Source organism: Rahnella selenatireducens, from assembly GCF_046449555.1.
Lineage (GTDB): Bacteria > Pseudomonadota > Gammaproteobacteria > Enterobacterales > Enterobacteriaceae > Rahnella > Rahnella selenatireducens.
This window is the reverse complement of record NZ_JBKEZJ010000003.1, coordinates 354696-371555: the sequence shown is the minus strand read 5'-3', so window position 1 is coordinate 371555 and position 16860 is coordinate 354696. Positions and strand designations below refer to the sequence as shown.

Genomic DNA, 16860 nt, shown 5'->3' with positions numbered 1-16860 from the left:
CAAAAGCCGCGGGATAACTCCTGCGGCTTTTTTATTGGATGGGATTTTAGATGCGAAGTGCGTCAGAGCAGATCAAGAAAACGCGCCGCTGCCGGTGTCACCGAATCCGCCTGATAAATGGCGTAGAGATCGGCGGGCAGCATTTCACTCAGCGCGCAAAAGCGCACGCCGGGCCAGTGGATCCGCGCATAGCTTTCCGGCAACAGCGTAATCCCGTAACCGTTCGCCACCAGTGCCAGCGCAGTCTGCGGCTCATTAACCTGCTGTTTCACGTGCGGCAGAAAACCGTGCTGACGGCACATTGAATACAAATAACTGCCCAGACTCGAGGTATTCATCGGCATCAGAATGAAATCTTCATTCGCCAGCTGGCTGAACGCCACACTATTTCTGACCGCCAGCGGATGATTTTCTGACAACGCCACGGCCACGTTCTCACGCCCCATCAGCTTGCTTGATAACCCCTGCGGCAGAGCCAGCTTTGCCTCGCGCCAGATGCCGATATCAATCCTTTGCAGCTGCAACGCATCGATCTGCTGGACTGGCGTAAGTTCGGTGATCGTCCAGCTGATTTCCGGCGCATTCTTGCCGAAATTATTCAGCACCGGCATCAGCGGCCCCCAGGCAGCGGTCCCGACCGTACCAAACTGAATATGCCCGATTTCCCCCCGTCCAATTTTTCGCACCTGATGCAATGAGCGGTTGATGCTGTCGAGCATCAACCCTGCCTCACGCATCAGCGCTGCGCCCGCGGGTGTCAGTGACACGGAACGCGTCGTGCGCAGAAACAGCGGCGTGCCGAGCAGATGTTCCAGCTCTTTAATATGCAGGCTCAGCGGCGGCTGCGACATATTGAGCCGCACCGCCGCTTTGCTGAAACTCAGCTCCTCGGCCACTACGCGGAAATAATGCAGCAGGCGGAGATTAATCTGGCCGAGATCGAAAACTGAATCGGTGAATGGACGCGTCACATATTCTCCAGCAACATTTATTTTCCCTTAAATATTAGCGTATTGGATTTATAGATTTTGACTATAAATCCCTGCGGCGAACGGTATTAGACGCCACAGGCCGCTCACCCTAGCATTGCCTTCAACTCAACCCTACTGTCAATAATGAGAGAAGTGATCATGCTCAATAACAACGCGTTTGACTGTGCAGCAATTATCCGCCAGCGTGCCCCGGGCTTTATTCCGCGCGCCGCGCTTATCTTAGGTTCCGGCCTCGGCACGCTGTGTGACGATATGTCCGGTGCGATTACCATTCCTTATCACGACCTGCCGGGATTCCCGCAAAGCAGCGTCGTCGGCCACGCCGGTGAACTGGTTCTGGGCCATCTCGAAGGTGTACCGGTGATGTGTATGAAAGGCCGCGGCCATATGTATGAAGGCCACGGTATGTCAGTGATGACCAGCGCGGTGCGCACCTTCAAACTGCTGGGCTGTGAATTCCTGCTGGCGACCAACGCCGCCGGTTCCATGCGCAAAGAAGTCGCACCGGGCCGTTTGGTTGCGCTCACCGACCACGTCAGCTTTATGCCGGAATCCCCGCTGGCAGGCCCGAATGACGACCGCTTCGGCCCGCGTTTCTTCAGCCTGGCCAACGCCTATGACAAAGACCTGCGCGCACAGCTTCATGCTGTCGCCGGCAAACTGGACATCGACGTGGCTGAAGGCGTATTCGCCGCCTACACCGGCCCGAACTTCGAAACGCCGGCTGAAATCCGCATGATGCAAACCCTCGGCTGCGACGTTGTCGGTATGTCCATCGTGCCGGAAGTGATTTCAGCGCGACACTGCGGCCTCAAAGTACTGGCCGTTTCTGCCATGACCAACTTCGCCGAAGGCTTATCCGACACCCCGCTTTCCCACGAACAAACCCTGAGCTGTGCAAAACTGGCGGTGGGCGATTTCACCCGCCTGATCCGCGCGTTCTTCGCCGACCTGTCAGCGGCTGGGAAATAAGGGAAGTTTATGGAACAGGCATTCAACCGCCAGCGGATCAATATGATTTCCTGGCTGAGCTATTTCTTCACCGGTGCACTGGTTTCCACGCTCGGTATCGTGATCAGCCCGGTGTCGCAGGCGTTTGGCAAAGACCCCGGATTTATCGGACAGATGTTTACGCTGATGAACATCGGCCTGTTCCTGCCAATCATGATAAGCGGCGTGCTGATGCGCAAATTCAATCTGGGCAAACAGCTGATTACCGGCTCAACCGTCTCTGTGTTGACTTGCATCGCGCTGTTCCTGATGCCGACCATTACGATGTTCGGTATCGGCGTTTTCCTGATTGGCGCGGCGTCCGGCATTATGATGTCCATCGGTAGCTATCTGGTGGTGCGCATCAATGAAGATCCGAAAAAACGCTCGGCGAACCTGATTCTCACCGATTTCTTCTTTGCGCTGGCGGGTGTGATTCTGTCCCTGCTGCTGGGATATTTATTCCAGCACGGCGCAAGCTGGCTGGCGATGTACGGCGTCATGGCTGTGCTTAGCCTGATGATGATCGTGCTGTGCGTCGGCCAGAAATTCCCGTCGATTCCGCAGACTGTTGAGAAAGAATCATCAAACAACCATCAGCACGACCGCTGGGGCGTTTCGGTATGGGTGTTGTGCTTCGCGCTGTTTGCTTTCCTGCTGGCAGAACCGGTGTTCACCATGTGGCTGCCAAGCTGGTTGAAAGAGCATTTCGGGATGGCGGCTGACCGCGCGGCGTTCTACATCACAACCTACTGGACGGTGAAATCCATCGGCCTGTTTGTGAATCAGTTCACCGTTCGTTTCGTGAAACTTCGCACGTATCTGCTGATTTCTGCGGGTGTCGGGCTGGTGAGTCTGGCCGTTGCAGCCAACAGCGGGAACCCGATGCTTATCCTGATTTGCGCCGGTCTGTTTGGCTTCTGCAATTCCGGCCTGTTCTCCGGCATCATGAGCTACGGCAGTTTGCAGGTCAGAAATTCTCCGCCAACGCTGACGTCTGCTCTGCTGACTATCGGCACTATCGGGACGCTGATCTTCTCCACGCTGTCGTCGCTGGTGTACAGCCAGTACGGCCTGTTCTGGGCGCTCAATACCGCGACCATCGCTTACGTCTTCCTGGTGGCAGCGCTAATTTTTGCCTCAGTCAACAGCAAAGCCGAAGCGCTGGAGCAGCAACCGGCGCACTGATTTACTTAAGTATTGTGCATAATAAAGGGAAGACTCTGTGGAGCCTTCCCTTTATTTATTTCACTGCCGCCATTAAAGCTGCGGGCAGCGCTGCAAACTGTTTAGCCAGGATGTTTCAGGCTGAGCAACCAGACGACGCGCGCGGCCATGACGACGCAGAATTAACCCTTTATCCTGCATTTCACTCAGGTCACGACGAATGGTTTCAAGACTCACATCCAGCGATTGTGCCAGTTCGCTTACCTGTAGCACTTCATGCTGTTCTACCAGCTGAAGGATGGCCTGATGGCGATTTTTTTTAAGCACTGGTTATTCCTGTATATTTGACAGTTGCGTGACCCAGGTCACAAATAACGGAAACCATCATACCTGCGTTACATTGTTAATTTTGGGATCGATCTCAATTTTTCTGGAATCCCCACGAAAATTTCACGCCTTCCGCAATTTTTGGTTCGCCGCATTTCTCTGTCATACTGTGCGCATGCTCCACTTCCCCGCCCGGTTCCGGTGAAAACACCCGTTCCGCCGGGATGAACCTCAAAGGAATTTTCATGGAATTCAATACTGCCGGTCTGATCTCGCTGGAAGAAGCGCTGGAAAAAATGCGCGCTTATGTCCCGTCTAAAACAGCGAAAGAGGCTGAATCTCTTCCGCTGGCCGCCGCCGCAGGCCGTATCACCGCCTCGCCGGTGAAATCCCCGGTTTTCGTCCCGCCTTTTGATAATTCCGCGATGGACGGTTACGCCGTGCGCTGCGCCGATTTGCACATGGACGCCGTTCTGCCTGTGGCAGGTAAAGCCTTTGCCGGTGCGCCTTTCCACGGTGAATGGCCTGCCGGAACTTGTATCCGCATCATGACCGGCGCGCCGGTTCCGCAAGGTGCTGACGCGGTGATCATGCAGGAACAGGCAGACGTGTCAGAAACGGGCGTGCGGTTCACCGCAGAAGTGCATAAAGGCCAGAATATCCGTTTGACCGGCGACGACATTAAACAAGGCGACAGCGTGCTGCCTGCCGGTGTGCGTCTCGGCGCAGCTGAACTGCCACTGCTGGCTTCTTTAGGCGTGACGGAAGTTAACGTCTGGAAAGCGCTGAAAGTCGCGGTGTTTTCGACCGGGGACGAACTGCAACCCGTCGGCACGCCGTTAGAGGAAGGCCAGATTTACGACACCAACCGTTTCGCCGTGCGTCTGATGCTCGAACAGCTCGGCTGCACCGTGATGGATTTAGGGATTATCCGCGATAATCCGCAGGCGCTGCGCAAAGCCTTTGAAGAAGCCAATGCGTTTGCCGATCTGGTGATTTCCAGCGGTGGCGTGTCCGTGGGCGAAGCCGATTACACCAAGCAAATGCTCGATGAACTGGGCGAAATTGGTTTCTGGAAACTGGCGATGAAACCGGGTAAACCTTTCGCGTTCGGCAAATTGCAGGACAGCTGGTTCTGCGGCCTGCCGGGTAATCCGGTTTCTGCTGCACTGACGTTTTATCAGCTCGTACAACCGTTTATTGCTCAGCTTTCCGGCCACACCGCCTGGCAGTTCCCGCCACGTCTGAAAGCTAAGGCTTTGACACCTCTCAAAAAATCCTCCGGACGCCTAGATTTCCAGCGCGGTGTTTTCAGCACGAATGCCGAAGGCCAGCTCGAAGTTCGCACCACCGGCCATCAGGGCTCGCACGTCTTCAGCTCATTCAGCCTGGCAAACTGTTTTGTGGTGCTTGAACGTGAGCGCGAAAACGTCGCCGCAGGCGAAATCGTAGAAATCGAACCTTTCAACGCCCTGCTTCGGAGCTGATCATGGCAAAGCTGCCGGAACTGACGGACGCTGAAATCCTGCGTTATAACCGCCAGATCGTGCTTAAAGGGTTTGATTTTGATGCGCAGGAAAAGCTGAAAGCCAGCCACGCGCTGATTGTCGGTCTGGGCGGTCTGGGCTGTGCGGCCGCGCAATATCTGGCAGCAGCCGGAACAGGCACGCTGACATTGCTGGATTTCGACACCGTTTCGCTGTCCAATTTGCAGCGTCAGACACTGCATACCGACGCCAAAATCGGCATGTCAAAAGTGGGATCCGCCGCGCTGGCACTGGCGGCAATTAATCCGCACATTCAGCTCAATCAGGTGGATGCACAGGCGGATGACGAAATGCTGCGCGAACTGATCGCCGCCTGCGACATCGTCGTCGATTGCACCGACAACGTCACGACGCGGAATCAGCTCAATCAGCAATGTTTTGCGCAGAAAAAACCGCTGGTCTCCGGTGCTGCCATCCGCATGGAAGGCCAGCTGAGTGTGTTTACATGGCAGCCCGGCGAGCCTTGCTATCGCTGTTTGAGTCGTCTGTTTGGCGAAAACGCGCTGACCTGCGTCGAAGCCGGTGTGATGTCCCCGCTGGTCGGCACCATCGGCAGCTTACAGGCCATGGAAACTATCAAGCTGCTGACTCACTTCGGCGAAACACCACGCGGAAAACTGCTGATGTACGACGCCATGACGCTGCAATTTCGCCAGATGAACCTGATGAAAGATCCGGGTTGCGAGGTATGCGGGAATTGCTGATTCTCAGATTTAAGACACAAAAAAACCGCCGGATAATGGCGGTTTTTTAATGATACTAACCTCTAAATCATTCGAGTTGCATCAAGGCGGCAACTGAGTGAATCCCCGGGAGCATACATCAGTATGTGACCGGGGTTCGCGAAGGCAGCCAACGCAGAGGCAGCTTGAAGGATGACGAGGTTTAGTTGATGCCCTGGCTGCGCAGGTAGTCTTCGTAGTTACCGGAGAAGTCGATGACACGGGTCGGTGTCATTTCCAGAATACGCGTCGCCAGCGAGCTGACGAATTCACGGTCGTGGGAAACGAAGATCAGCGTACCTTCGTACATTTCCAGCGCCATGTTCAGTGACTCGATAGATTCCATATCCAGGTGGTTGGTTGGTTCATCCATGATCAGGATGTTCGGACGCTGCATCATCAGTTTCCCGAATAACATACGACCTTTTTCACCACCGGAAAGCACTTTCACTTTCTTCTTGATGTCGTCCTGACCGAAGAGCAGACGCCCGAGAACACCGCGCACAGCCTGCTCGTCGTCTTTCTCGGATTTCCACTGACTCATCCAGTCGAAAACGTTCAGGGTATCATCGAATTCATATTCGTGATCCTGCGCGTAGTAACCGATTTTTGAGTTTTCAGACCATTTAACTGAACCGCTTTCCGGCTCATGCTCACCCACCAGCGTTTTCAGCAGAGTGGATTTACCGATACCGTTGGCGCCCAGAATCGCGACTTTCTCACCGACTTCCAGCATCAGGCCCAAATTTTTAAACAGCGGACCGTTGTCGAAACCTTTGGTAATTTTTTCCACTTCCAGCGCATTACGGAACAATTTCTTGTCCTGCTCAAAACGCATGTAAGGGTTCTGGCGGCTGGACGCTTTGATTTCGTCGAGCTGAATTTTATCAATCTGACGGGCACGGGAAGTTGCCTGTTTAGATTTGGAGGCGTTAGCGCTGAAACGGCTGACGAAGGATTGCAGCTCGGCAATTTGCGCTTTTTTCTTGGCGTTATTGGCACTCAGAAGTTCACGAGCCTGCGTTGCCGCCGTCATGTATTCATCGTAGTTGCCCGGATAAACGCGCAGTTCGCCGTAGTCCAGATCCGCCATGTGCGTACATACCATGTTCAGGAAGTGACGGTCATGCGAAATGATGATCATGGTGCTGTTACGCTCGTTCAGCACCTGCTCCAGCCAGCGAATAGTATCGATGTCCAGGTTGTTCGTCGGTTCGTCGAGCAGCAGAATTTCCGGGTCAGAGAACAGCGCCTGAGCCAGTAATACGCGCAGTTTAAAGCCCGGTGCGATTTCGCTCATCGGGCCGTAATGTTGCTCAACAGGAATGCCGACGCCCAGCAGCAATTCACCGGCACGGGATTCGGCGCTGTAGCCGTCCATCTCACCGTAAGCGACTTCCAGATCAGCCACTTTGTAGCCGTCTTCTTCGCTCATTTCTGCCATGGCATAAATTCGGTCGCGCTCTTCCTTCACTTCCCACAATTCGGTGTGGCCCATGATCACAGTGTCCAGCACGCTGAACTGTTCGAATGCGAACTGATCCTGGCGCAATTTACCCAGGCGCTCGTTCGGGTCGAGGACTACGTTGCCGCCTGATGGCACTAAATCGCCACCGAGGATTTTCATGAAAGTGGATTTACCACAACCGTTCGCGCCAATCAGGCCATAGCGGTTACCGCCGCCAAATTTGACGTTAATGTTTTCAAATAACGGCTTGCTGCCGAATTGCATGGTGATGTTGTAAGTACTTAGCACAACGCTCGCTCTTCATTGGGAAATGTGATTTGGCGCGCATTATGCCACAACGGCGCGGCGGGATCGCCTGTAGTTGTGGTCATTTTTCACTCAATAGCTAAAAAAGTGTGTTATGCGCAGGATTATTAGAGGGTCAGAAAAGCAAAAAACCCGGCATCAGCCGGGTTTTCAGGGTTAACAACTGCAATCAGAAGTTGTAACCAATCACGCCGTAGTAACCCCAGCCGGTAGATTTCACGTCGAAATTACCGTTGCCGAAGTTCAGTTCAGCGCCGTCAGCCCACTGGCCGCCGTTGTGGAAGTAACGCGCCACGAACGAGTAATGCCAGTGCGTGTAGTTCAGCGAGAGGATGTGGCTGGACGCGATAGAGTTGTTAGAACGCGCTTTGTTGCCATTCAGGTCGCGGAAATCGTCATCGCCCAGTGTTGAGCCCCAGTCAAAGTTGGTGAACCCGATGTAGCTCAGGTTACCGCCCCACAGTTGCGTCAGAGGAACGAAATATTTCACTTTGAAACGGTAGCCGTCCCAGCTGTTTTCGTTCGCTGCGCCGTAGTTTTCCCACTGGTATTTTGCATACACGTTCAGAGACAGGCTCATCGGCAGATGGGTATCAATATCGGTACCCAGACCCATATACCAGGTGTTCTGACGGTTATCGCTGTCCGGGCCCATATCGTAGATATAGTTGTTCGCGAAGTACCATTCTTTGAACGGACCAAAACTCAGGTCAGTGCCGGTCAGTTTATCGATAGAGAAACGCGGTTCGATTTCCATAAACAGCGGAGAACCGTTCTTATCCCAGATACCGGTGTCGTTGCCGTTACCTGCACCGAAGGTTTTAGGGATATCGATATAGCCGTAGAAATCAAACCAGTCTTTGTGCGCAAACGCTTCATATTCAAGATAAACATCGTTACGCAGAGTAGGCCCGAAGCGGGTGTCGGCGCTGCCAACAACGTTGACACTCTGGTGCCACCAGTCAGAAACAAATTCGCCCTTGCTATCATCAGCGAGCACGGTCGCGCTGTAGGACAAAGCCATCAAAGCGCCTGCTGCAATAATTTTATTTTTCATATTTTTACCAGAAGCGGGGGGGTGGGACAACGCCTTGCCACTTTCAGACGTTGCATAAATAGAACCCTAAAACTGTGATCCGCAACCGATTGCTGCACATAGTGCAATAAACATGCAATTTCCAGTCACTTCCTACAAGAGTTAACTTTTCTTAGCTAATAAATAGATTTGGTCAAGGTTTGTCAATTTCTGTTTCATTCTGATACATGCCCAATGTGACACTGATCACACTTATCTTTCATGGCTATTTCATCCGCATGTCATCTGAGCAAAACAAAGGGTGTACGCAAATCCACCACACCGTTAATTGTCATGCTATAGTTATGACAATTAACGGTGTGGAGATCAACATCATGAGTTCAAAAATTACCGGGCTGTCTTCCAGACAAATGAAAGAGCCTGTAACCCCGCTGTGGGAATCTGCGGGGCTTCCCGCAGGTAGCGGAATCAGTTTGTTAAATGCCATACAGAAAGGTTTTCCGGTTGATAGTATCAACCGCCTGAACACAGAGCTGGGGTGGCCGAAAATGGTTTTGCTGGAAATAATGGGGATCAACGAGCGCAATTATGCGCGTCGTAAAGCGGGAAATGGATTGCTGAAAAGCGATGAAAGCGAGCGCGTGGCGCGGCTGGTGCGCACCATCGATGCGGCGACGGATCTGTTTGAAGGCGACCGCATCGCGGCATTGGACTGGATAACCCGCCCTGCTCCGGCGCTGGCAGGTTCGAGGCCACTGGGGCTATTGTCTTCTGAAGCGGGTGCGGTGGAAGTGAACAGGCTGATTGGACGTCTTCAGCACGGGGTATTCAGTTGAAGCTGTTTCGCATTATTCAGACCCAACATTTAGCCACAGCCTGGACAGGTGCCGGAGCCCAGATTTACGGTGGCCGGTGGAACCCGCCCGGCAGACCGGTGGTGTATCTGACCACCAGCATCTCGCTGGCGATCCTCGAGATTCTGGTGCATTTACAAAACAGCATGCTGATGCGCTCATACACTCTGCTCAGTATTGAGGTACCCGATACGCTGCTCGAAACTCTTGAGGTCGATGAGCTGGCCGCGGACTGGCGCAGCCCTTCCCCGCCGGACAGCACACAGCGTCAGGGCGAAGCGTGGCTGGCTGAAGGTGAACACGTCGGGCTGAGGGTTCCGTCGGTGATTGTCCCGACGGAATATAATGTGCTGCTTAATCCGCAGCATCCGGATTTCGCGCCGTTGCTCGATTCCGTAGAGCGCGAGCCAATGATGTTCGACCCGCGTTTGCAATAATTTGCCAGTCACTGATATGAGGCAAATCGCCCGGTTTTTATGCCGCTTTCCGGTTGCTACGGTAAATCAGTGCCAACGCGATAATCAGACAAGGGATGGCCGCCATACGGTGCCATGACAGCGCGATTTGCGGGTTATCCAGCCAGCCAAAATTGTCGATGAGCATTCCCATCGCCAGTTGCCCTAAAATCACGGCCACCGTCGCTACCGCCGTCCCTACCCGCGGCACCGCGGTTACCATCACAATGATGTAAGGCACACCAAATAACGCGCCCATCAGCTGCCATTTGGGTACGGTGAGCAACGTTGCCGGCTGAGGCGTTTGCAGAAACAAGATCAGCACTGCCGTGATGGCTGCGCCGACGCTGAACGTCAGAAATGCGCTTTTCAGTACACCAACCTTTTCGCCCAGTTGCCCGTTCACCGCCGCCTGCATGCTCAGCGCCGCACCGGCTACGATGGCCAGAACAATCATAATCATTTCAGTCATTGGTTAACCCCAGGCAATCAGAACAAGTGCAGCAACAATGAACACCAGCGCCAGCAGGCGTTCACCGCCCACTTTTTTGTGCGGTGTGCCAAACCAGCCGAAGTGGTCAATCAGAACACTTTTCGCCACCTGCCCGGACAAAATTGCGATCATCGTCATCCCGATACCAATCACCGGTGTCGCAATAGTCAGCACCACCACATACACCGGCCCCAGCACGCCGCCGAGCAGTTGCCAGCCGGGTTGCTCAGTATAAGAAGGCGCATTACGCGGGCTGAAAAACAGCACCAGTAAACCGGTCAGCACCGCGCCGACGCCAAAAATGCTGAGCGTCGCCCACAAGTGCCCGACTTCTGTTCCCAGCGGGCCGAGAAGCCCCGCTTCCAGTGAAAGCCCCATCCCCGCCAGAACGACCAGCGGAATTAACATCAGATTCATCATTGCCCTGCTCTCATTATTTTACTGCCCGGTATTTAAGAAGCCGCGACTATAGCGTGACAAAGTTATGCAAAAAACAGCACAATCGGGAAAATACCTTTGCAGGAATTGCACAGATGAAAAGCTTCAATCAGATCAATATTCAGTCTTTGCGCCTGTTTGTGGCGGTGCTCGACCAGGGGAATTTCTCCGAAGTGGCGCGACGCGAAGCGATGTCCCCTTCAACGGTTTCGCGCGTTATTGCCCAGCTGGAGCAGGCATTAGAGACGCAGTTGCTGTACCGCAACACACGGGCGGTTAGCCCGACAGAATCAGGAAAGTTGCTGGCGGAGCATGCGCGTCAGGTGCTGACACAGCTGGATCTCGCCGAGCAGGATTTGCAGGAACAAAGCAGCGAACCGGGCGGACTGGTACGAATTAATGCGCCGGTGGTTTTTGGTCAGCGTCATGTTGCACCCTGGCTGCCGGAACTGAGTACACGTTTTCCCCGGCTGAACATCGAACTGATGCAGACGGATGATTTCATCGATCCGTTGCAGGACAGCGTCGATCTGCTGATCCGGATTGGCGTCATGGCTGACTCCACCCTTCAGGCGCGAACGCTCGGGCACCAGAACTTCCGTCTCGCCGCCAGCCCGGCGTATCTCGCCCGAGCGGGCATACCGGCCACGCCGGACGATCTTTCTAATCACAGTTGTTTGGTTTTTAAAGGGTTTGCCGGTTCCCAGCGCTGGTACTTCCGCCAGCCGGAAAAAGAATGGCGCTCATGGAATCTGCGCGGTGTTCTCACCAGCAATAATGCAGAAACCCTGACGCAGGCAGCCCTCGGCGGAATGGGGTTAGTGGTTTTCCCGACCTGGCTGATTGGCGATGCACTCCACGCCGGAACACTGGTGAACGTGTTGCCTGAGTACCAGGTTTCCACGTCGCCGGAACCACAGACTATCTCGGCATTGTATCCGAATGCCCGGAGGGCTTCAGTTAAGGTGCGGGTGGTGATTGATTATCTGGTGGAGAAGTTCGGGGAGCCAGCTTATTGGGAGTAGAGCGGTTTTTCGCTTGCAGCGAGAGGCCAAAAACGGATCGAGAAAATTTCGGTTTTTCATGAGCTGTGCTCACTCAGCTCAGGTCAAAACCTTGGGTTGACACCCAAACCGGCAAGACCTTGGGCTCGCCGCCCAAACTGGCCTCAAGGAGCGCCTGTCGCCGCGCCCCTTGAGAATCCCGGGCTCTTTAACTGCGCGCTACCGCTGGGAAGATGGACATGTTCTGGCACAACAGCGTGTGGCGCGAAATCTTGCCGCTGCGCGGTTCCTTCCCCGTGGGTTCGAGCCACAGGTCTCGAACCCACGGTCAGCAACATTTCTGAGCGCGCCAGATTGCCTTTGTAAAAGATTAAAACCAGCCTGATTTTGAATTTAGATAAGCCCCCAGCCGCTTTCAAAAATCACGCCGTAGCGAGAGGTGGAAAACCGCGTATTTTTTCGCGCGGTTTGTAACCCGAGTGCAGGGAACCGCGCAGCGGCGAGATTTTGCGGCAATAGCTGTGGCACCTGAAACATAGCCAGCCAGCGGTAGCGCGCAATTAAAAAAGCGCAGAGTCCAGAGATCCGCGCGTTACCGGGTCTTTGGTCGGTGTGGGCCGACGCCCACGGTTTTGACCTTAAAGTTGAAATTGAAAACTAAACCTTAAACTCCATCCCGACATGCGCGATTCCATCTTCATCATAAATTTCCGTATACGCCGCAAACCCCAGCCTGCCGTAAAACTGTTGTAAGTGCGCCTGCGCGGAAATCGCAATCCGCTCGCCCGGCCAGTGTTTCTGGCACGCCGCCAGCGCCTGTTCCATCAGCTGATACCCCAGTTTCAGGCCACGGGCGGAAGGCGCGACGATCACTCGTCCGATGGCGACGTCATCTTCATGACGCAAAATACGTGCGTACGCCGCCGGTTTCCCGTCTAGCCATGCAACGATATGACGGTTTTCGCCAGCCAGATCCTGCCCGTCGATATCCTGATAAACACAGGTTTGTTCGACCACAAACACTTCGCTGCGCAGAGCCAGAATGGCGTAAATCTGCGTGGCGTTAAGTTCGCTGTGGTGGTAATCCTGCCAGTGGAGAGATGAAGATTCGCTCATGAATAGATGCCCCGCCCTTACCTGAATTCGCCGTTATCTGGCTGCAAAAAAAAGAGATATCCCGAAGAATATCTCTTTGTATCATGCCTTAACGATTATTTGTAACCGGCTTGTAAAAACGTTCAGGCAGATTTTTTTAACGGTCCGGTGCGTACCGGCGCGTCGCCTGCGGTGTAGTAATCCGCCGTGCTGCGCGGCAAAGGCTGACGTCCGCGGATTTTGTCAGCAATCTTCTCGGCAATCATGATCGTCGTAGCGTTCAGGTTGCCGGTGATGATTTGTGGCATGATGGAAGCATCGACCACCCGCAGCGCTTCAGTGCCGTGAACACGCCCCTGCCCGTCCACTACCGCCATTTCGTCGGTGCCCATTTTGCATGAACAGGACGGGTGGAACGCCGTTTCCGCGTGTTCGCGGATAAACGCATCCAGCTCTTCATCGGTCTGCACATGTTTGCCCGGGCTGATTTCACGGCCGCGATAAGCATCCAGCGCCGGTTGTGCCATGATTTCACGGGTGATGCGGATCGCATCGCGAAATTCCTGCCAGTCCTGCTCGCTCGCCATGTAATTAAACAAAATGCTCGGATGCTGATGCGGATCTTTCGATTTCACCTGCACGCGTCCGCGGCTTGGTGAACGCATCGAGCCAACATGCGCCTGGAAACCGTGCTCTTTCACCGCGTTACTGCCGTTGTAATTAATCGCCACCGGAAGGAAGTGATACTGAATATTCGGCCACGCAAATTCTTCACGGCTGCGGATAAAACCGCCCGCTTCGAACTGATTACTCGCGCCAACGCCGGTGCCTTTGAACAGCCATTCCGCGCCGATCGCGGGCTGATTGTGCATCTGCAACGCCGGATACAGCGAAACCGGCCGGGTACAGCTGTATTGCAGGTACATTTCCAGATGATCCTGCAAATTCTCGCCGACGCCCGGCAAATCATGCACCACCGGAATATCCAGTTTATTGAGTAATTCGGCCGGGCCAACGCCCGAACGTTGCAGAATTTGCGGAGAGGCTATCGCGCCGCTGCACAGCAACACTTCCCGCTTCGCTTTGGCCTTCACCGCTTTATCACCGTCACCTTTGAAATAGCTGACGCCCACGGCGCGCTTGCCTTCAAAGAGGATTTTGTCGGTCATAGCGTGCGTGACGATAGTCAGGTTCGCGCGCGGTTTTGCCTGATCCAGATAACCGCGAGCGGTACTGGCGCGTCGACCTTTCGGCGTTACGGTCCGGTCCATCGGACCAAAACCTTCCTGCTGATACCCGTTCAGATCGTCAGTGCGCGGATAACCGGCCTGAACGCCGGCTTCAATCATCGCGTGGAATAGCGGATTATTGCCTTTTTTAGGCGTCGCCACGCTCACCGGGCCATCGCCACCGTGGAAATCATTCGGGCCGATATCGCGGGTTTCTGCCTTGCGGAAATACGGCAGGCAATCCAGATAACTCCAGTCTTCCAGCCCCGGCGCTTTTGCCCAGTTGTCGAAATCCATCGCGTTACCGCGGATGTAACACATCCCGTTAATCAGCGACGAACCGCCCAGCCCTTTGCCGCGTCCGCATTCCATACGGCGGTTGTTCATGTGCGGCTCCGGGTCAGTTTCATACGCCCAGTTATAACGGCGCCCCTGCAACGGAAAAGCCAGCGCGGCAGGCATCTGCGTGCGGAAATCCAGACGATAATCAGGGCCACCGGCTTCGAGCAGCAGTACATTGACGGCGCTGTCTTCGGTCAGTCGGGTGGCGAGAACGTTGCCGGCAGAACCAGCACCAATAATGATGTAATCGTAATCCATTAAAATCTCCTCTGTTGCGGCGGATTAAAAGACTGAGCTAAATTCGCCCAGTTCGACCTGCACGGATTTGATTTGGGTGTAATGCTCAAGCGTGGTGACGCCGTTTTCGCGCCCGACGCCGGAATGTTTGTAACCGCCCACCGGCATTTCTGCAGCGGATTCGCCCCAGGTGTTGATCCAGCAAATCCCGGCTTCCAGCTTGTGGATCACGCGGTGCGCGCGGTTAAGATCTTGCGTGACCAGCCCGGCGGCCAGACCGTATTCGGTATCGTTGGCGCGACGGATCACTTCTTCTTCACTCTCATACGTCAGGATGCTCATCACCGGCCCGAAGATTTCTTCGCGGACGATCAGCATGTCATCGCGGCAGTCGGTAAAGACCGTCGGGGCAACGTAAGCACCACGGGCAAAGTCGCCGGTGGTGACGCGTTCGCCGCCGGTCAGCAGCGTTGCGCCTTCGCGTTTGCCGCTTTCGATGTAACGCAGCACGGATTCCATATGCGCGAAGCTGACCAGCGGGCCGAAGTTGACGTTCTCATCCGCCGGGTCACCCGGACGGATGCGTTTCACGCGCTCCAGCACTTTGGTCTCGAAAGCTTTGTGCAGCGATTTAGGAATGAATACGCGCGTGCCGTTGGTGCAGACCTGACCGGAGCTGTAGAAATTCGCCATCATGGCGATGTCGGCGGCTTTATCCAGATCTGCGTCGTCAAAAATAATCAGCGGGGATTTACCGCCGAGTTCCATCGTCACTTCTTTCAGGGTCGATGCCGACGCGCTGGCCATTACTTTCTTGCCGGTTTTGATGCCGCCGGTGAAAGACACTTTGGCGATGTCAGGATGATCCGTTAATGCCTGCCCGACGTCTGCCGCACCGGTGACGACGCTGAATACGCCGTCCGGCACGCCGGCTTCGGTGTAAATTTCCGCCAGCTTCAGTGCGGTCAGTGACGTATTTTCGCTGGGTTTGAAGACCATCGCGTTTCCGGCGGCCAGCGCGGGTGCGGATTTCCACAACGCAATCTGAATCGGGTAATTCCACGCGCCGATCCCGGCCACCACGCCCAGCGGTTCGCGGCGGGTGTAAACAAAGGAAGAATCGCGCAGCGGGATCTGCTGGCCTTCAATGGCAGGAATTAATCCGGCGTAATATTCCAGCACGTCTGCGCCGGTCACGATATCTACTGCCAGCGTCTCGGACAGCGGTTTGCCAGTGTCGGCGGTTTCTATCGCCGCCAGCTCATCGTTGCGCTCGCGCAGAATATCTACCGCACGGCGCAGGATGCGCGAACGACTCATGGCGGTCATCGCCGCCCAGACTTTCTGGCCTTTTTGCGCGGCTTTCACCGCCAGATCAACGTCGGCGTGCGTGGCGGATTGCACCTGCGCAATCACTTCGCCATTAGCCGGATTCACGGCGTCGAAGGTGTCATCGCCGGTGCTGTCCTGAAAACGCCCGTTGATATAAAGTTTTTGCTTGCCGTAGCGGGACATAAATCTCTCCTCGGTCTGTGCGGTCTGATGAATTCTCTGCATGAATTACGGCGTAACCAGCTGCGACTCAATGTGGCGGCGGGTAATTTGCATCGCCTCGGCGCGGTTAAATTCCTTACCACTCAGCGCACCGCGAAGCCACAGGCCGTCAATCAGTGCAGCGGTACTTTGCGCCGCGAGTCGCGCTTCGCCTTTGGGCAGAAAACGCCTGAATTCAGAGCATAAATTTGAATAGAGCCGGCGGCTGTTGACCTGTTGCAGCCGGTACAACTGCGGGTGATGCATGCTGCTCGCCCAGAAGGCCAGCCAGGTTTTCATCGCCGCGCTGTTGGTCTGACTGTCGTCAAAATTGGCTTCTGCAATCGCATGCAGCCGCGCCGTCGGTGCGATATCCGTCAGTTGCGACAACCGCAACTGCACCCCTTCCCCCAGATGGCTGAGCAGATAGCGCATGGTCGCTTCCAGCAGCCCATTCTTGTCACGAAAATAGTGACTGATGATGCCGTTGGAGACGCCTGCGCGGCGCGCAATTTGCGAAATCGAGGCATCGTGCATCCCGACTTCGTTCACTGCGGCCAGCGTTGCCTCAATCAATTGCTGCCGTCTGATGGGCTGCATTCCTACTTTGGGCATGGATCCGGCT

Annotated in this window: 17 protein-coding genes; 7 read left to right on the top strand and 10 right to left on the bottom strand. The window is 54.8% G+C overall.

The window, feature by feature from the left end:
- Positions 1-62: 62 nt before the first annotated feature.
- Positions 63-971 (bottom strand): LysR family transcriptional regulator, encoded by a 909-nt coding sequence (locus ACLBVC_RS07410; protein ID WP_410149094.1) that lies wholly within the window; start codon positions 969-971, stop codon positions 63-65.
- 159 nt (positions 972-1130) lie between these two features.
- Here ACLBVC_RS07410 and xapA point away from each other — a divergent pair, with 159 nt between their 5' ends.
- Together xapA and tsgA are read left to right on the top strand one after the other, a co-directional pair.
- Positions 1131-1964 carry a xanthosine phosphorylase gene (xapA, locus tag ACLBVC_RS07405; RefSeq protein WP_152324241.1) on the top strand — a complete coding sequence of 278 codons (834 nt, stop codon included), beginning with the start codon at positions 1131-1133 and terminating at the stop codon, positions 1962-1964.
- A 9-nt stretch (positions 1965-1973) separates the two neighbouring features.
- Complete coding sequence (gene tsgA / locus ACLBVC_RS07400; RefSeq protein WP_410149093.1) at positions 1974-3170, top strand: MFS transporter TsgA; 1197 nt, start codon at positions 1974-1976, stop codon at positions 3168-3170.
- Between the two features lie 72 nt (positions 3171-3242).
- Here tsgA and ACLBVC_RS07395 read toward each other — a convergent pair whose 3' ends face one another.
- A complete protein-coding gene (locus ACLBVC_RS07395) occupies positions 3243-3476 on the bottom strand; it encodes a DeoR family transcriptional regulator (RefSeq protein ID WP_101075987.1) in 234 nt (77 codons plus the stop codon).
- A gap of 245 nt (positions 3477-3721) precedes the next feature.
- Here ACLBVC_RS07395 and moeA point away from each other — a divergent pair, with 245 nt between their 5' ends.
- A complete protein-coding gene (gene moeA, locus ACLBVC_RS07390; protein WP_410149092.1) occupies positions 3722-4963 on the top strand; it encodes a molybdopterin molybdotransferase MoeA in 1242 nt (413 codons plus the stop codon).
- A gap of 2 nt (positions 4964-4965) precedes the next feature.
- Positions 4966-5727, top strand: coding sequence for a molybdopterin-synthase adenylyltransferase MoeB (gene moeB / locus ACLBVC_RS07385; protein WP_410149091.1), 762 nt, complete (start codon positions 4966-4968; stop codon positions 5725-5727).
- A 181-nt stretch (positions 5728-5908) separates the two neighbouring features.
- Here the strand turns inward: moeB and ACLBVC_RS07380 are convergent, their stop codons facing one another.
- Both ACLBVC_RS07380 and ACLBVC_RS07375 read right to left on the bottom strand, forming a co-directional pair.
- A complete protein-coding gene (locus ACLBVC_RS07380) occupies positions 5909-7501 on the bottom strand; it encodes an ABC-F family ATPase (protein WP_101075990.1) in 1593 nt (530 codons plus the stop codon).
- A 187-nt stretch (positions 7502-7688) separates the two neighbouring features.
- Positions 7689-8576, bottom strand: a complete 888-nt coding sequence (locus tag ACLBVC_RS07375; RefSeq protein ID WP_152324246.1) for a nucleoside-specific channel-forming protein Tsx — start codon at positions 8574-8576, stop codon at positions 7689-7691.
- A gap of 353 nt (positions 8577-8929) precedes the next feature.
- Here ACLBVC_RS07375 and parS point away from each other — a divergent pair, with 353 nt between their 5' ends.
- The gene (gene parS, locus ACLBVC_RS07370) at positions 8930-9391 is read left to right on the top strand and encodes a type II RES/Xre toxin-antitoxin system antitoxin (RefSeq protein WP_410149090.1); all 462 of its coding nucleotides are present in this window, start codon (positions 8930-8932) and stop codon (positions 9389-9391) included.
- Positions 9388-9846 carry an RES family NAD+ phosphorylase gene (locus ACLBVC_RS07365; protein WP_410149089.1) on the top strand — a complete coding sequence of 153 codons (459 nt, stop codon included), beginning with the start codon at positions 9388-9390 and terminating at the stop codon, positions 9844-9846. The genes parS and ACLBVC_RS07365 overlap by 4 nt, the downstream gene beginning before the upstream one ends.
- 37 nt (positions 9847-9883) lie before the next feature.
- Here the strand turns inward: ACLBVC_RS07365 and ACLBVC_RS07360 are convergent, their stop codons facing one another.
- Together ACLBVC_RS07360 and ACLBVC_RS07355 are read right to left on the bottom strand one after the other, a co-directional pair.
- Positions 9884-10336 (bottom strand): DMT family transporter, encoded by a 453-nt coding sequence (locus tag ACLBVC_RS07360; RefSeq protein WP_410149088.1) that lies wholly within the window; start codon positions 10334-10336, stop codon positions 9884-9886.
- 3 nt (positions 10337-10339) lie between these two features.
- A complete protein-coding gene (locus tag ACLBVC_RS07355; protein ID WP_410149153.1) occupies positions 10340-10774 on the bottom strand; it encodes a DMT family transporter in 435 nt (144 codons plus the stop codon).
- Between the two features lie 116 nt (positions 10775-10890).
- Here ACLBVC_RS07355 and ACLBVC_RS07350 point away from each other — a divergent pair, with 116 nt between their 5' ends.
- Entirely contained in the window at positions 10891-11820 is a 930-nt protein-coding gene (locus tag ACLBVC_RS07350) for a LysR family transcriptional regulator (RefSeq protein WP_410149087.1), read from the top strand.
- 636 nt (positions 11821-12456) lie between these two features.
- Here ACLBVC_RS07350 and ACLBVC_RS07345 read toward each other — a convergent pair.
- From ACLBVC_RS07345 to betI, 4 genes are all read right to left on the bottom strand, one after another.
- Positions 12457-12915 (bottom strand): GNAT family N-acetyltransferase, encoded by a 459-nt coding sequence (locus ACLBVC_RS07345; RefSeq protein ID WP_410149086.1) that lies wholly within the window; start codon positions 12913-12915, stop codon positions 12457-12459.
- A 122-nt stretch (positions 12916-13037) separates the two neighbouring features.
- A complete protein-coding gene (gene betA / locus ACLBVC_RS07340; RefSeq protein ID WP_410149085.1) occupies positions 13038-14723 on the bottom strand; it encodes a choline dehydrogenase in 1686 nt (561 codons plus the stop codon).
- A 24-nt stretch (positions 14724-14747) separates the two neighbouring features.
- Positions 14748-16217 (bottom strand): betaine-aldehyde dehydrogenase, encoded by a 1470-nt coding sequence (gene betB / locus ACLBVC_RS07335; protein WP_410149084.1) that lies wholly within the window; start codon positions 16215-16217, stop codon positions 14748-14750.
- Positions 16218-16262: 45 nt separating this feature from the next.
- A complete protein-coding gene (gene betI, locus ACLBVC_RS07330) occupies positions 16263-16850 on the bottom strand; it encodes a transcriptional regulator BetI (RefSeq protein WP_410149083.1) in 588 nt (195 codons plus the stop codon).
- Positions 16851-16860: the final 10 nt, after the last annotated feature.

Bases quoted from the DNA above. Each gene is read 5' to 3' on its own strand.
- xapA (WP_152324241.1), top strand. From the start codon at position 1,131: ATGCTCAATAACAACGCGTTTGACTGTGCAGCAATTATCCGCCAGCGT.
- tsgA (WP_410149093.1), top strand. From the start codon at position 1,974: ATGGAACAGGCATTCAACCGCCAGCGGATCAATATGATTTCCTGGCTG.
- moeA (WP_410149092.1), top strand. From the start codon at position 3,722: ATGGAATTCAATACTGCCGGTCTGATCTCGCTGGAAGAAGCGCTGGAA.
- moeB (WP_410149091.1), top strand. From the start codon at position 4,966: ATGGCAAAGCTGCCGGAACTGACGGACGCTGAAATCCTGCGTTATAAC.
- ACLBVC_RS07375 (WP_152324246.1), bottom strand. From the start codon at position 8,576: ATGAAAAATAAAATTATTGCAGCAGGCGCTTTGATGGCTTTGTCCTAC.
- parS (WP_410149090.1), top strand. From the start codon at position 8,930: ATGAGTTCAAAAATTACCGGGCTGTCTTCCAGACAAATGAAAGAGCCT.
- ACLBVC_RS07360 (WP_410149088.1), bottom strand. From the start codon at position 10,336: ATGACTGAAATGATTATGATTGTTCTGGCCATCGTAGCCGGTGCGGCG.
- ACLBVC_RS07355 (WP_410149153.1), bottom strand. From the start codon at position 10,774: ATGAATCTGATGTTAATTCCGCTGGTCGTTCTGGCGGGGATGGGGCTT.
- ACLBVC_RS07350 (WP_410149087.1), top strand. From the start codon at position 10,891: ATGAAAAGCTTCAATCAGATCAATATTCAGTCTTTGCGCCTGTTTGTG.
- ACLBVC_RS07345 (WP_410149086.1), bottom strand. From the start codon at position 12,915: ATGAGCGAATCTTCATCTCTCCACTGGCAGGATTACCACCACAGCGAA.
- betA (WP_410149085.1), bottom strand. From the start codon at position 14,723: ATGGATTACGATTACATCATTATTGGTGCTGGTTCTGCCGGCAACGTT.
- betB (WP_410149084.1), bottom strand. From the start codon at position 16,217: ATGTCCCGCTACGGCAAGCAAAAACTTTATATCAACGGGCGTTTTCAG.
- betI (WP_410149083.1), bottom strand. From the start codon at position 16,850: ATGCCCAAAGTAGGAATGCAGCCCATCAGACGGCAGCAATTGATTGAG.